12 protein-coding genes and 1 tRNA gene are annotated in these 14,952 nt (G+C 73.0%); 12 read left to right on the top strand and 1 reads right to left on the bottom strand.

The features are described 5' to 3' along the window. The first annotated feature begins 54 nt into the window (after positions 1-54). The 3 genes from ABZ857_RS37560 to ABZ857_RS37550 all read left to right on the top strand — a co-directional run bounded on the left by ABZ857_RS37560 (position 55) and on the right by ABZ857_RS37550 (position 4,403). Positions 55-1,827, top strand: a complete 1,773-nt coding sequence (locus ABZ857_RS37560) for a substrate-binding and VWA domain-containing protein (RefSeq protein ID WP_357053413.1) — start codon at positions 55-57, stop codon at positions 1,825-1,827. Between the two features lie 147 nt (positions 1,828-1,974). Continuing rightward, positions 1,975-3,666, top strand: a complete 1,692-nt coding sequence (locus tag ABZ857_RS37555) for a sigma factor-like helix-turn-helix DNA-binding protein (protein ID WP_357053410.1) — start codon at positions 1,975-1,977, stop codon at positions 3,664-3,666. A gap of 197 nt (positions 3,667-3,863) precedes the next feature. Beyond that, positions 3,864-4,403 carry a hypothetical protein gene (locus ABZ857_RS37550; RefSeq protein WP_357053407.1) on the top strand — a complete coding sequence of 180 codons (540 nt, stop codon included), beginning with the start codon at positions 3,864-3,866 and terminating at the stop codon, positions 4,401-4,403. Here ABZ857_RS37550 and ABZ857_RS37545 read toward each other — a convergent pair. Next, positions 4,381-5,766, bottom strand: a complete 1,386-nt coding sequence (locus tag ABZ857_RS37545) for a PLP-dependent aminotransferase family protein (protein ID WP_357053405.1) — start codon at positions 5,764-5,766, stop codon at positions 4,381-4,383. The two genes, ABZ857_RS37550 and ABZ857_RS37545, sit on opposite strands and share 23 nt — an antisense overlap. Before the next feature lie 68 nt (positions 5,767-5,834). Here ABZ857_RS37545 and ABZ857_RS37540 point away from each other — a divergent pair, with 68 nt between their 5' ends. The 9 genes from ABZ857_RS37540 (at position 5,835) to ABZ857_RS37500 (ending at position 14,947) form a co-directional block, all read left to right on the top strand. Continuing rightward, complete coding sequence (locus ABZ857_RS37540; protein ID WP_357053402.1) at positions 5,835-6,479, top strand: pyridoxamine 5'-phosphate oxidase family protein; 645 nt, start codon at positions 5,835-5,837, stop codon at positions 6,477-6,479. Positions 6,480-6,587: 108 nt separating this feature from the next. After that, the gene (locus ABZ857_RS37535) at positions 6,588-8,246 is read left to right on the top strand and encodes a protein kinase (protein ID WP_357053399.1); all 1,659 of its coding nucleotides are present in this window, start codon (positions 6,588-6,590) and stop codon (positions 8,244-8,246) included. After that, positions 8,247-9,584 (top strand): hypothetical protein, encoded by a 1,338-nt coding sequence (locus ABZ857_RS37530; RefSeq protein ID WP_357053396.1) that lies wholly within the window; start codon positions 8,247-8,249, stop codon positions 9,582-9,584. It begins immediately after the preceding gene. A gap of 19 nt (positions 9,585-9,603) precedes the next feature. Further along, complete coding sequence (locus tag ABZ857_RS37525; protein ID WP_357053393.1) at positions 9,604-10,611, top strand: DUF2510 domain-containing protein; 1,008 nt, start codon at positions 9,604-9,606, stop codon at positions 10,609-10,611. Positions 10,612-10,645: 34 nt separating this feature from the next. Beyond that, on the top strand, positions 10,646-11,242 hold the full coding sequence (gene orn / locus ABZ857_RS37520) for an oligoribonuclease (protein ID WP_357053390.1): 597 nt from the start codon (positions 10,646-10,648) through the stop codon (positions 11,240-11,242). Between the two features lie 83 nt (positions 11,243-11,325). Continuing rightward, positions 11,326-11,401: transfer RNA gene (locus ABZ857_RS37515), tRNA-His, on the top strand. 92 nt (positions 11,402-11,493) lie between these two features. Continuing rightward, positions 11,494-12,018: a PadR family transcriptional regulator gene (locus ABZ857_RS37510; protein WP_357053387.1), complete on the top strand. Its 525-nt coding sequence runs from the start codon at positions 11,494-11,496 to the stop codon at positions 12,016-12,018. Continuing rightward, positions 12,015-12,695, top strand: coding sequence for an ABC transporter ATP-binding protein (locus ABZ857_RS37505; RefSeq protein ID WP_357053384.1), 681 nt, complete (start codon positions 12,015-12,017; stop codon positions 12,693-12,695). The genes ABZ857_RS37510 and ABZ857_RS37505 overlap by 4 nt, the downstream gene beginning before the upstream one ends. Further along, a complete protein-coding gene (locus tag ABZ857_RS37500) occupies positions 12,692-14,947 on the top strand; it encodes an FtsX-like permease family protein (protein ID WP_357053381.1) in 2,256 nt (751 codons plus the stop codon). Before ABZ857_RS37505 ends, ABZ857_RS37500 begins: the two co-directional genes overlap by 4 nt. Positions 14,948-14,952 lie beyond the last annotated feature (5 nt).

Below are 14,952 nucleotides of genomic sequence, written 5' to 3'. Positions count from 1 at the left end.
TTGCCAGTATCGTTCCGTAAACCTGTTACGGCCAGTCGACACCGGAGAGGCACCGTGGGCGGACGACACCGCACAGACGAACTCGATGGCGGCTTCGACCCCCAGCACGAGCCTCCGTCCACGTACGAGCGCGCACCCCGGCGGCGGGCCGGGCGGGGGACGGTGTTCGTCCCGCTGGCCGGAGCGGTCGCCCTGGCCGTGCTCCTCGGCGTCGCGGCGTACGTGGTGGTGAACAAGAGCCCGGGCTGCGCCGGCGAGAAGGTCAAGCTCTCTGTCGTCACCGCGCCCGACATCCAGCCGGCCGTCCAGAAGATCGCCACCAGGTTCGGCAAGTCGGGCAGGGCCGTCGACGGCAAGTGCGTCGCCGTCACCGTCAAGGCCGCCGAGTCGGCCGACGTCGCCAACGCGATGGCGGGCACCGGCCCGACCACCGGCAAGCTGGACCCCGACCTGTGGATCCCCGACTCCAGCCTGTGGCTGAGCGGTGTCAAGGACGCGCCCGAGCCCGCCGGGAACGCCGCCAGCACCCCCGTCGTGCTGGCCGCTTCCAAAACCGGCGCGGACAAGCTGCAGTCGGCCTTCAGCCCGAGCTGGACCGGCCTGATGAGCGCGGCGAACGCCGCCAACCCCGACGGACTGGCGCGCAAGGTGCGCGTGCTCGCGCTCGACCCCACGCAGAACGCCGCCGGCCTCGGCGCGCTGCTGGCCGGGTCCGCCGTGCTCAAGCAGGGAGGCGGCGGCGAGGAGACCCTCGTGGGCGTGCTGCGCCAGTTGTCGGAAGCCACCGTTTCGACCCCCGACAGCATGTTCGCCACGCTGACCAAGGCCGCGGCGCGCATCCCGGTGGGCGTGACGTCCGAGCAGTCCGTGTGGTCGTACAACACGACGACGACGCCCTCGAACCCGGCGGTCGCGCTCTACCCTGCCGAGGGCACGGTCAGCCTCGACTACCCGATCATCGTCACGGCGAAGGACGCCGCGACGCGCAAGGCCGCCCAGGCCCTGGCGACCGAGGTGACCTCGCCCAACGGCAGGAAGACCGTCCAGGACTTCGGCTTCCGCACGCCCGACGGCAAGGGCGGCAGCCTGCTGAAGCCCGACAACGGCGTGAACGCCAAGAAGCCGGCCGCGATCCCGCTGCCCGACGCCGCGACCGTCACCCGTCTCTCGCAGGCGTGGCACCAGATCAAGCTCGGCACCAGGCTGCTCTCCCTCATCGACATCTCCGGGACCATGGCGCTGCCCGCCGACAAGACCGGCGTCACGCGGATGCGCGCGATCAGCGACCTCACCGTCGAGGGCCTGAAGCTCTTCCCGGACAAGGCCGAGATGGGCCTGTGGGCCTTCTCCGACAACCTGCGCGGCGAGGGCGTCGACTGGAAGCCCGTCGTGCAGATCGGGCCGCTGGCCCAGCAGATCAACGGGGTGACCCGCCGCGAGGTGATCGCTCAGGCGCTGCGCCAGGTGAAGGCCATCCCCACGGGCAACACCGGCCTGAACGACAGTCTGTGGGCCGCCTACCAGAAGATGACCAAGGAGTACGAGCCCGACAAGGTCAACACGATCCTGTTGTTCACCGACGGCGTCGGCAACGACGACCCGAACGGCGGCATCTCCAACGCCGAGATCCTGCGGAAGCTGAAGGACGCCTACGACCCCAAGCGGCCGGTGAGCATCCTGATCATCTCGTTCAACACGCAGAAGGACGAGGACCGGGCGCAGATGACCGCGATCGCCAAGGCGACCGGCGGCGCCGCGTACTTCCCGCAGACGATCCTGGAGATCCGCAACATCTTCCTCAAGGGCATCGCCCGTCGCATCCAGTAACAGAAGTATCTGTTTTCCCAGCTCATGCCCGTTGGGCATGGCTGTCGGGCAGGACCGTGTGATCGGTAAACGGCGCCAGAGGGGACGGCGTCCCACTCGTGTGGGGACCGGCGAGACCAGGTTCCGTCACACGGGGAGGAATGTTCGTTGCCCGAATGGCCCGGCGTCGGGCGATCCGACGACCACCGACTGCTGGAGGCGCTGCGGCGCGGGGGCGGCGCCGACGCCCAGGCCCCGGCCGCCCTGTACGACGCCTACGCCGACCGGCTGAGCGACTACGCGTACGCGCTGGTGCGCGACCTCGACGCGGCGGCGCGGGCGGTGCACGACGCGCTCGTCGCCGCGTCCTGCCGCGCCGACCGGTTGAAGGAACCGGCGCGGCTGCGGGCGTGGCTGTACGCCCTGACCCGGTTCCACAGCACCGCCCGAAGAGGGGCCGCTCAGCGGGGGAAGGCGGTCACCGGGCCCGTCATCGAGGTGGAGGAGTCCGCGGACCCTCCGCTCGCCGCGCTGGTGCGGGAGGCGCTGGGAGAGCTCGGCGACCACGAACGCGAGGTGCTCGAACTCGCCGTACGGCACGGCCTGACGTCGGCCGAGATCGGATCGGTCCTCGGGCTCGCCTCCCGGCAGGTGTCGGCGCGGCTCACCCGGGCCCGCGACCACCTGGAGAACGCCGCCGCGGCCCTCGTGCTGGCCAGGGTCGGCCGGGCCCACTGCCCGGAGCTGTCGGCTCTGGTCGACCACGGCGTGGGCGCCGCATGGCAGGACGGTCCCCTCGGTTCTCCCCTGCGCAAGCGGCTGAGCAGGCACATCGCGGCCTGTGAGATCTGCCGCGAGGGCAGGGGCAGGCACGTGTCGGCCGAGCGGCTGCTCGACATGATCCCCGTCGCCTTTCCCCCGCTCTCGCTGCGCGGCCGGGTGATCGAGTCCGTGCTCCACGCCGACGGGCGCGACGGCGCCACCGCCGCCGTCACGGCCGAGCTCGACCGGCGCGGCTTCCCGGCGACCACCGGCAGGCGGGCAGGCCCCGGGCGGACAGAGCGCCGGCGGGCAGGGCGCGGGCGGACAGGGCGCGGGCGGGCCCGCTCCCGCCCGCTGCGGGCCGCCCCCGTCATGCTCGCCGCCGTCTGCGTGTTCGGCACGGCCGGCGGGCTCGCGCTGGTCTCCGGGCAGGCTCCGGCCGAGCGCCTCGAGACGATACGCGTACCCCCGACGGCGGCCCCCGAAGATCCCGCCCCCGAAGATCCTGCCCCCGAAGATCCTGAAAACCTGGCGCTCGGCCCTGAGGAAGGCGACCCGCCCACGGCGACGCCCGGCGCATCCGGAGACGAGACACCCCCACAAGACGGTTCCCCCCAATCGGCCGCGACCGCCCCGCCCCACCCCACCGCACCCTCGGGGCGGTCGCGGCCCTCTCCCACCCGTACGCCACGCGCGCCCAAGCCGGCGCTGACGGCGCTGTGCCCCGGAGACCTGGGCGGGGCCGCGGGCGCGTCGATCACGCTGGCCGCGCGCGGCGCCGTGATCGAGTGGACGGCCGTCACCTCGGGCGGGATCGCGGTCTCGCCCCGGCACGGCAGGCTCCGCGCGGGAGCGAGCGGCCGCCTCACGCTCGCCGTCGTCGATCCCGGCGTTCCGGGCAGGGGCACGGTGACCTTCGAGTCCTCGGCAGGCCGGCCCTCGTGCCGGGTGACCTGGGACGGCCGGGAGGGGAACGGCGACGGCGACCCGGTGCCCGACCCGACCCCCGACACCACCACCGATCCCACGAGCGATCCCACGACCAGCCCTACGACCGAGCCTCCGGCCGGCGACGCCGTGGCGACTCCCTCTCTCTGACACATCCGTCACAAAATCACCATTTGTTACACCAATGTAGGAAGATTGGCACCCGCCAGTAACAATCAGGATTCGCGAGGTGTCAGCGGAAGTTTGAAAGGGGAAAAACGACGCGACCGAGGATTTGAGGGGGCATTGTGGCCCAAGCATGGCTGCCCGGCGCAAGCCGACTTCCCTCCCCCGGGGACTCCGGAGCGATGCTCGGAGGAGCCCCGAGGACCGTCTGGTTCATCTGGCCCGCCGATCCCCAAGGGGTCTCCGCCAGGTCCGTCGCCCAGCGGCTGGTCCAGCTCCGCCGGCCCTCCCACCTGGTGTGGAACCCGGTGACCGGCGAGATCGTCCAGTTGCTCCCGCCCACCCGGGCGGGCGGCGGGCTCACCGCGGACCTGGGCAGGAACGGACGGGTCTGCGTGCAGATCCAAGTCATCGGCTCGGCGAGGGAACCGTTCACCGACACCAAACTCGACGGCCTGGACGAGATCCTGGCCTGGCTCGACTCCTGGGAGGTGCCGCGCCGCTGGCCGGCCGGGCCTCCACTGCCCTATCCGCACTCCCTGGCCGCCGAGCGCAGCAAACGGCTGTGGGCTCGGGGCGGGCACTTCGGCCACTCCCAGGTGCCCGGCACCAGGGAGGGCGACCCGGGGTCGATCGACATCGCCCGCATCATCGGCGAGGATGCGCTCAACCTGGAGGTTTCCCTGCCGAGAGACGAGCTCAGGCTTCTTCAGGAGGTATGAGCTCGCGGATCACCGCGCACCCGCGCCGCACGTCGGCGCGGGAGGCCGAGCCGTAGCCCAGCACGAGGCCGTGCACCCGAGGCGGCCCGAGGTGGTGGGGTTCGGTCGTGTCCAGGAGCACGCCGCGTTCCCCGGCCCGCCGCACGAGGCCGGGGACCACGCCGGCGGGCAGGGCGACCATGACGTGGAGCCCGGCCGTGTCACCCCGCACGTACGGCCCGAGCGCCTCGACGATGGCCGCCCTCCTGCGCGCGTACTCCAGCCGCATCCTGCGCAGGTGCCGGTCGAGGTCGCCGCGTTCCAGCAGGGTCGCCACGGCCCGCTGGACCGGCCCCGACGTGCGGTCGGCGAGGTGCGTCCGGCGCTCGGCGACGGCCTCGAGCAGGTCCGCGGGGGCGACCAGCCAGCCGAGCCCGACGTCGGGGCCGAGCGACTTCGACAGCGTGCCGAGCAGCACCACCCGCCCGGGGTCGAGCCCGTAGAGCGCGGGCAGCGGCGCGACGTCGTAGCGGAACTCGGCGTCGTAGTCGTCCTCGACGACGATCGCGCCGGTCCTGCGCGCCCAGGCGAGCAGCTTCTCCCTGCGCGGGATCGGCAGCCTGCCGCCGACCGGGAACTGGTGCGCGGGCGTGGTGTAGAGCACCCGCAGGTCGTCGGGGAGCGCCTCGACGATCACGCCCTGCTCGTCCACCGGGCAGGGCACGACCTCCGCCCCCCGGGAGGCGAAGATCCGCCGGGCGGCCCGCCAGCCGGGCTCCTCCACCCCGGCCCGGGTCCCCGGCCCGAGCAGCGTGGCGGCGATCAGGTCGAGGCCGTTGCCGGTGCCCCTGGTGACCATGACGTTCCCCGCGCCCACCGGCACGGCCCTGGCCCTGCGCAGGTGCTCGGCCAGCAGCTCGCGCAGCTCGGGGTGGCCGTAGGGGTCGGGGAACGCGTTCAGCGGGAGCTCGCCGGCCGAGCGCCAGGCCCGCCGCCATGCCGCCGTGTCGTAGCCGAGCACCCACGGGCGTCCCGGCCGCAGGTCCACCACCCCCGCGGGCGCCTCCTCCCGGTGGACGCCCCGGCGGGCGCGGACGGCCTGGCCGTCCGCCTTCTCATAGGGCAGCGCGTCGTCGGCCACATAGGTGCCCGAGCCGTGCCGCCCGTCCAGCCACCCCTCGGCGTACAACTGCTGGTACGCGTCGGTCGCGACGGTCCTGCTGACGCCCAGCAGGGAGGCGAGGCTCCGGGTGGACGGCAGCCGCTCCCCCGCCCTGAGCCGGCCGGTGCGCATGGCATCCCGCAGCTGGCCGGCCACCTGGACGGCGAGCGGCACCGGGGACTCGCGGTCCACCGCCAGCGGCACATCGATCGTCAGACGCAAAGTGGTCTCTCCGTATGGGCACCGAGTGGACGTGTTCCACCGGTCCACTTCTCCCTAACGTAACGGACATGCTCTCCACAACCGCCCGTACCACCCTTAACCGCTCGAAAGACCGCGCCCGGACCGACCGCGCCGACCTGTACGCGATCCTGGACGCCGGCCTCATCTGTCACCTCGGCGTGCTGGCCGGCGGGTCCCCCATGGTGGTCCCCACCGGCTACGGGCGGATCGGCGACACGCTCTACCTGCACGGCTCCACCGGCGCGACCTCGCTGCGTGCCACGCTCGGCAACCCGGTCTGCGTCACCGTGACCCACCTCGACGGCATCGTGCTGGCGCGCTCCGCGTTCCACCACTCGGTGAACTACCGGTCCGCCATGGTCTACGGCCTCGCCCGGATGGTGGACGACCCCGAGGAACGGCTCGCCGGCCTGCGGGCCCTCACCGAGCAGCTCGCCCCCGGGCAGTGGGACGTCGTACGCCTGCCGGACCGCAAGGAGATGGCCGCCACCGCCGTGGTCGCCCTGTCCCTGGAGGAGGCGTCGGTGAAGATCCGGCAGGGGCCGCCGAAGGACGACGAGGAGGACTACGACCTGCCCGTCTGGGCGGGCGTGCTGCCGCTCGCCGTGTCGTGGGGCGCCCCCGAGCCCGACCCGCGCCTCGCGCCCGGCGTCCCGGTCCCCCCGCATGTCAGGGACCGGGGCCGTTCCTGACAGGCGCGACTGACTAAATCGTGACTTCTCGGCGCATTGGGCGGTCCGTCACTAAGCTACGGTCTCGTTATTTGGCGGGGGCCCCAGGCGATGAGGAGACAGACCGTTATGCACGGCCAGACGGGCGCCTGGCGCGTCCCCGGCTATACGGAGATTCGTGAACTCGGCACCGGGGGCGCCGGGCGGGTGGTGCTCGCACGGCACGACGCCGACGACGTTCCGGTGGCGATCAAGTACCTGTCCGACGAGATGATGACGGACCTCCACTTCGTCGCCCGGTTCCGGCACGAGGCCCGCCTGCTCGCCGCCATGGACCCCAACCCCCACGCGGCCCGCTTCTACGAGTACGTCGAGACCGCCCGCGGCGCGGCCATCGTCATGGAGCTCATCGACGGCGTCTCGCTGCGCGCGATGCTCCGCTCGGAGGGCCCGACCGGCCCCGAGGCCGCGCTCACCGTGCTCAAGGGCTCGCTGCTCGGCCTGGCCGCGGCGCACTCCATCGGCGTCGTCCACCGGGACTACAAGCCCGAGAACGTCATGGTCGAGGCCGACGGCACCAGCAAGCTCGTCGACTTCGGCATCGCGGCGCAGGCCGGCGAGGGGGTCAGGGCGGCCGGCACGCCGCCGTACATGGCCCCGGAACAGTGGGCGGGCGGCAAGGCCGGGCCGGCGAGCGACGTCTACGCCGCCACGGTCGTCTTCTTCGAGTGCCTCACCGGCGGCAGGCCGTTCCGGGCGCAGAACATGGCCGCGCTGGCCCGCCAGCACCAGGCGACCCCTCCTCCGACCGACGAGGTGCCGCCCCCGCTGCGCGACCTCGTGGAGCGCGGCATGGCCAAGCGGCCGGAGGACCGGTTCACGTCGGCCGAGGAGTTCCTGCGGGAGCTGGAGATCGTCGCCGCCGGCGCGTACGGCCCGGCCTGGGAGGAGCGCGGACGGCGCCGGCTCGCGGCGCTCGCCGGGCTGCTCGTGCCGTTCTTCCCGCTGAAGGAGAAGGCCCCTGAGAGCGGCACCGCGCTGGCCGAGACGAGGCTCGGCGGGCTGCTGGGCCGGACCCGCATGAAGATCGGCCTGACCCTGGCCGGGATGGTCGTGATCGCGGGCGGAACGGTGGCGCTGGTCCAGACCGTGAGCGGCACGACCCTGCAGGCCGGGACGACGATCGAGACGTCGAGCCCGCCCGCGGCCGACCTCCCGTCCACCGAGGTCGAAGACGACACCGACGACACCGGCGATGACACCGGCGACGAGCCCACCGAGGAGCCGGAGGAGGCCACCCCCACCCCGGCGGCCACCACCCCCGAGCCGAGCGCCTCGCCGAGGCCGACCGTGCGGCCCACCGCGACCGACCGGGCGACCCGCAGGCCCAGCCCCTCGCCGAGCACGAAGCCGAAGCCGAAGCCCACGCCGACCGCCAAGCCCACGCGCAGGCCGATGCCCTCGCCGAAGCCGAGCCCCTCTGACGACTCGCCCGTCACGTTGCCGCAGAACCCGCAGACGAGCAGGCCGGCTCCCAGCCAGGCCACCACCCAGCCCACGTCTCGGCCCACGTCCCGGCCCACGCAGCCATCGCCCGAGCCCTCGACCCAGCCTTCGCCCCAGCCCACGCAGTCCGACACTTCCGAGCAGCCCACGCTGACGCTCTCGCCCGGTGCTTCGTCGGAGGCTCCGATCGGCGTGCTCGCCGCCGGCCTGGTGACGACCGGCCTCGTTCCCGCCACACTGGCCATGGGACGCATGCGCGGACGGCACCGAAGGCGGCGGTAGATGCGAGAAGGCGCGACGGTCGCGGGGCACCGGCTCACCGGCCGCACCCGGCCCGGCGAGGTCGGCACCTGGGCGGACGCCGTCTCCCCCGACGGGCGGCCGTCCGGCGTGCTGCGGTTCGATCCCGCGGGCGTCGCGACGGCTCAGGCACGCGAACGGCTCGTCGCGGCGGTCGGCGCCGACGTGCGTCTCCAGCGAGGCGGGCCGATCGGGCTGCTGCCCGTGGTCGACCTGGTGGCCGCGCGTGACGAGGTCTGGCTGATCACCGGACGGGCGATGCCGGCCGTCGCCGACCTCCTGGCCGCCGGCCGGCTCGACCCGGGCGGCGCGGCGACCGTCCTCCTGGAGACCGCACAGGCGCTGCTCGCCGTACACGCCGCCGGGCTGGCCCACGGCGCGCTGCATCCCGGCACGATCGTGATCGCGGAGAACGGTGCGGCGCTGCTGGCCGAGCGCGGCCTGCTGCGGGCGCTGCGGGGCGAGCCCGCGTCCGCGGAGCAGGACGTCGCTGCCTGGGCCGCGCTCGCCGGCGCGCTGGCCGCGAACTGCGCTCAGGGACACGCCGCTGCGGCACTGCGGCGTGCGTCCGCCACCGCCTCGGCCCAGGGGCTGGCCGCCGCGCGGGACACCCTGCTCGCCGATCGCGAGGCGTTCCCCGGGATGGGCCGCGACCGGCTGGCCCAGGCCGCACACGGCTTCCACGCGCCCGCGTCCCCCGAACTCCCCGCCGGCGCGGCCACCGGCTCCTCCGGCGGAGAGGTGATGACCCTGCTCGACCTGCCGGGTGCGGCGGACGGCCCCGCTGACGTGATGATGCGGTTCGGTCCGGGTGTGCCCACCGAGACCACGGCCGCGCAGATCTGGCGGTCCGGGCAGACCTCCGCCGCCATCACGGCCACCCAGACCACCGAAGCGGCTCCCCGGCGGCGCCGGAGGCGTACGACGGCGTGGGCGGGGACACTGCTGCTGGCGATCCTGATCGCGGTGGTCATCCTCTGGCTGCGCCAGGCTCCCGGCGCGCCGCTCGCGGTGAGCGGCGTCGACGTCAAGGCGCCCAAGAAGACGGTGCGCTGCGACGGCAGGGCCGACTTCGTGGGCGTCGTCACGACCAACGGCGAGGCCGGGACGATCCGCTACCTCTGGATCCGCAGCGACGACCGCGAGCCGCTGGAGCAGGAGCAGCGGATCTCCTCGGGTGACACGTCGGTGGACCTCCCCCTGCACTGGAAGGTGACCGGATCGGGTTCGTTCAAGGGCACCGCCACGCTCCGTGTCCTGTCCCCCACGACGACGGGGAAGCCGATCCAGGACAAGGCAAGTTTCACCTACAAATGCTGATTTCATTAGTGTGGCGCGCATGACGACGACCCCCGCCGGCTGGTATCCGGACCCGTACGGCTCCCCTCTCCTCCGTTGGTGGGACGGCACCCAGTGGACCGACGCCACCCACGCTCCCGGGCAGGAGGCCGGGGCGCCGCCTCAGGCCCCGCAGCAAGCCCCACAGCAGGCCCCACAGCAGGCCCCACAGTGGACGCAGCCCCAGTGGGGGCCTCCGAACCAGACGGCGCAGCTTCCGATGCCCGAGTTCGGCGCGCCGCGGCGTACGGCGCCGGTCTGGCCGTGGATCGTGGGCGGCATCGCGGCGGTGGTCGTGCTCGCGCTGGTCATCGGCGGTGCGGTCATCGTCCTGCGCGATCGCGCCGGCACGGCCATGGCCCGGCCCGACATCACCGCGACGGCCCCGCAGCTCGACCAGACCGTGCCGCCCGAGCCGGATCCGCAGCAGTCCACCCCGGCGCTGCCCCAGCTCCCCCAGCCGTCCGGTGACCGCATCCAGGACCCGGTGACCGGCCTGTCGTACGCGTACCCGGGCGACAAGTGGCAGGTGCCGGAGTCGAAGAACATCAACAACCCGGCCGACCCGGCGAGACCGCTGTGGACGAGCGCCTGCCAGACGACGTCCCAGACGAACTACGACGGCAGGGGCAACGACTGGGTGGGCAGCGTCTACACCGCCGAGGTGCCCCAGATCTTCCCCTACAGCGGCCCGCAGAGCTTCGGGCAACTGTCTCAGGCGCTGCTGCTCACCTACGATCCGTACTTCTACGGCATCCAGCACGAGCGCAAGATCCTGCGCAACGAGGCGCTGACCGTGAGCGGCAAGCAGGGCTGGGTCATCGAGTTCGAGATGGACTTCACCAAGGTCGCCGAGGCCAACGGCCTGAAGTGGAAGAAGGAGAAGGGCGCGATCGTCCTCGTGGACCGCGGCCAGAACGCCCGTCCCGCGATGCTGTACGTCTCGGTGCCGGACAACCTGGACCAGTCGGTCATCAAGCGCCTGGAGGACTCGCTCCAATCTCAGTGACGTCCTCATTACCCTTCAGCATTACTCTTGAGCCATGACTGACCCGCTGGTCTGGATCGACTGTGAGATGACCGGGCTCGACCTCGGCCGTGACGCGCTTATCGAGGTGGCCTGTATCGTCACCGACGGCGAGCTGAACCAGTTGGATGAGGGCGTGGACGTCGTCATCAAGCCCCCCGCCGAGACGCTGGAGCAGATGTCCGAGGTCGTTCGGGAGATGCACACGGCCTCGGGACTGCTGCGGGCGCTCGCGGCGGGGGTGACCCTGGCGGAGGCCGAGGCCGTCGTGCTCGACTACATCCGCTCCCACGTGCCCGAGGCCAAGAAGGCGCCGCTGTGCGGCAACTCCATCGCGACCGACCGCGCGTTCATCGCCCGGGACATGCCGCTGGTGGACGCGTTCCTGCACTACCGGATGGTCGACGTCTCGTCGATCAAGGAGCTGGCCCGCCGCTGGTATCCCCGGGTCTACTTCGCCTCTCCCGAGAAGCAGGGCGGGCACCGCGCGCTGGCCGACATCACCGAGAGCATCAGGGAGCTGCGCTACTACCGCGCCGCGGTCTTCGTGCCGCAGCCCGGCCCCGACTCCGCCACCGCCCGCGAGGTCGCGGAGGCCGTCTCCGGATCATGAGGTGAGGCGAGCGGTATTGGAGGCGCGGAGGACTCCGAAATACCGCTACACTTTCTTCGTACGCCTCGAACGCGGCGGACATGGTGGGTGTAGCTCAGCTGGCAGAGCGCCAGGTTGTGGTCCTGGATGTCGTGGGTTCAAGTCCCATCACTCACCCCAACGGCGAACGGCCGGTCCCGACGGACCGGCCGTTCGTTTTTTCGTCGGCACTTATCCCTCGCGTATATACCCTCAGCGTATAGTCTGCGGGCATGACCGTTCCCCTCGCATTGCTCGGCCTGCTCGAACGGGAGCCGAGCCACGGATACGACCTGAAACGCGACTACGACGCCTTCTTCGGCCGGGGCAGGCCGCTGCCCTTCGGGCAGGTGTACTCCACGCTCGGCCGCCTGGCCAGGGACGGCAAGGTCACCGGGCAGAGCGAACCGGGCGACGGGCCTGAGCGCAAGCGCTACGCCATCACCCCCCTGGGCAGACAGGAGGTCGCCACGTGGCTGGCCGAGCCGGTCGCGGCCGAGCCGTACCTGCAGACGGTGCTGTTCACCAAGGTCGTGCTGGCACTGATGCTGGGCCGTGACGCGGCCGCCTACCTGGACGCGCAGCGCGCGACGCACATGCGGCGCATGCGGGAACTGGCGGAGGTCAAGCGCGGCGGCCCCCTGACCGACGCCCTGCTGGCCGACCACGCCATGTTCCACCTGGAGGCGGACCTGCGGTGGATCGACGTCACCCAGGCCCGGCTGGGGGCGCTGGCCGAAATGGTGCGTGGGTCGTGATCATCGAGGCTCGGGGAGTCAGCCGCTCCTACGGCAGCACGCCCGCCCTGCGGGAGGCGAACCTGTCGGTGGCGGCGGGCGAGGTCGTGGCGATCATGGGTCCCAGCGGGTCGGGCAAGTCGACGCTGCTGCACTGCCTGGCCGGCATCTTCACGCCGGACAGCGGCGAGGTGTGGTTCGACGGCCGCCGCCTGGACACCCTGGACGACGGCCGCCGCAGCGAGCTGCGGCGCACCGCCTTCGGCTTCGTCTTCCAGTTCGGCCAGCTCGTGCCGGAGCTGACCGCGGCCGACAACGTGATGCTGCCGCTGCTGCTGGGCCGCACCAGGAGGAAGCACGCGGAGCGGCGGGCGGCCGAATGGCTGGAGCGGCTGGAGCTGGCCGACCTGGGCGGCCGGCGCACCGGGGAGCTGTCCGGCGGGCAGGCACAGCGCGTGGCGATCGCCAGAGCGCTGGTGACGCGGCCGCGGGTCGTGTTCGCCGACGAGCCGACCGGCGCGCTGGACACGCTCACCGGCGAGCACGTGATGGACCTGCTGGTGGGCCTGGCCCGCGAGGAGGGCGCCACCGTGATCGTGGTGACCCACGACGCCCGGGTGGCCGCCTGCGCCGACCGGGAGGTCGTGGTGCGGGACGGCCGTGTCTCCGACCCGTACACGACCGGGGCCGTCCGATGATCCGGCTGGGCCTGCGGCTGTCGCTGAGCAGCGGCAGGGAGGCGGCGGCCAGGCTGGCGCTGATCGTCGTCGGGGTGGCGGCCGGCGTCGTGGTGCTGCTGGCCACGCTGTCGCTGTTCAACGCCTTCCAGGCCACCGGCGGCCGTCCCTGCTGGGAGTGCACGACCGGCTCGGCGCCCAGCGGCTGGGCCCTCGACGCGACGGCCGACGGCGCGCTGTGGAGCTACCACGAGGACTTCTACGCGGGCCGGACGATCAAGAGGCTCGACGCCGCCGCGCTCGGCACGCGGGCGCCGGTCGTCCCCGGACTGTCCCGCATGCCCGGCCCGGGGCAGTATTACGCCTCGCCCGCGCTGGCCGCGCTGCTGGACTCGGCTCCCCGTGAGGAGCTGGCCGCCCGCTTCCCCGGCACGCGGGCCGGGCTGATCGGCGAGGCGGCGCTGTCCGGGCCCGACGAACTGGTCGTCGTGGTGGGACGGACGCCGGATCAGGTCGCCGCCATGCCCGGCGCCAGGCAGGTCGACACGGTCTCCACGCGCTCCACTGTCTCCACGGTCTCCACCATGCCCGCGGCCGACGACAGCGCGGACGTCTACCGGTTCGGCTTCGGCGTCGCCGCCGTCGGGCTGATCGTCCCGATGCTGGTGCTCGTGGGCACCGCCACCCGGCTGGCCGCGGCTCGCCGCGAGACCCGCTTCGCCGCGATCCGCCTGGTCGGCGCGACCACGCGGCAGGTCAACGTGCTCGCGGCGGTGGACGCCGCGCTGGGCGCGCTGGCCGGCACGCTGGCCGGTTTCGCGATCTTCCAGCTCGTACGGCCGGCCGTGGCCGGGGTGCGGATCACCGGTGCCCGGTTCTTCCCCGAACTGGTCGCTCCGCACGCCTGGCAGTACGCGGCCGTGCTCGGCGGCGTGCCGGTCGTGGCGGCCTGCGCCGCCCTGTGGTCGCTGCGCCGGGTGCGGATCTCGCCGCTCGGCGTGGCGAGGAAGACCGCCGCGTCCCCGCCGCGAGCGTGGCGGGTGATCCCGCTGCTGGCGGGGCTGGGGATGTTCGCGGGCCCGGTGTACCGGAACGGCAAGCCCGACGATCTGCTGGCCGTCGTCGCGCTCGCGCTGGTCATGGTCGGGCTGATGCTGGCCGGACCCTGGCTGACCATGGTCGCCGCCCGCCTGGCCGCCCGGCTGACCCGGGGCGGGGCGACGCTGCTGGCCGCGCGGCGCCTGGCCGCCGATCCGAAGACCGCCTTCAGGTCGGTGAGCGGGCTCGTGCTGGCGGTGTTCATCGGGACGACGATCGCGGCCCTCGTGCCGACCGTGGTCGCCGGCCAGCAGAAGGTGGCCGGGGGCACGCTCAACGACGTTCTGGGCGCCAGGTTCGACCGGCCGGGCGTCTCCGGCCTGTCACCGCGGGCCGGGACGGAGCTGCTCGACCGGCTGCGCGCCCACCCGGGCGTTGAGGTGCTGCCGATCTACGCCCGGGCAGACACGGAGAAGGTCCCCCCGCGGCCCGACGGCCCGCCGCCCGCGCCGTACGTCGTCGAGTGCTCCGACCTGGCCCGCTTCCCCGTGCTCGGCCGCTGCCCCGTGAACATCGGCAGCAGGGGCGCCCGGGCCGTGGCGGGCAACTTCGCCCGCATCATCGGCGCCGACAACCCTCTCACCGTCGACAGACTCCTTCCGCTGGCGGGCCCGGCCAGCCCGCCCGCCTCCGCCGACGGGCTCGACCTGGCGGCCGTCATGATCACCACACGCGATCCTGCGACATTGGAGCGGCTGCGCACCCTGCTGTCCGGCCACACCGTCGAAGCGCCGATGACCTTCGCCGAGGTCGCCGAGGTCAGGGCGGACCTCTACACCCGGGCGGAGAACGTCGCGCTGGCCATGGTCGGGCTCACCCTGGTCGCCGGTGCCTGCGGCCTCGTGGTGGCGGCCGGCGGCGGGCTGGTGGAGCGCAGGCAGCCGTTCACCCTGCTGCGGCTGGCGGGCACGCCCACGCGCACCCTGGCCGCGGTGGTGCTGCTGGAGTCGGCGCTGCCGCTCGTGCTGGCCGCCGCGCTCGCCGCCGGCGCCGGCTTCGGCGTGGCCGAGCCGCTCATCGACGCCCTCGCGATGAAGAGCGCGTCGTTCGCGATGCCGGGACCCGTCTACTTCGCCTCCCTCGGCACCGGCCTGGCCGCCTCCCTCCTGGTGATCCTCACGACGCTGCCGCTGCTGCGGCGCATGACCACGCCCGACAACGCACGTTTCGAATAGGAGCC

The sequence above is a fragment of the Microbispora sp. NPDC046933 genome (genome assembly GCF_040644635.1).
GTDB lineage: Bacteria > Actinomycetota > Actinomycetes > Streptosporangiales > Streptosporangiaceae > Microbispora.
The sequence above is the reverse complement of the archived record's forward strand: the minus strand, read 5'-3'. Positions and strand labels throughout refer to the sequence as shown.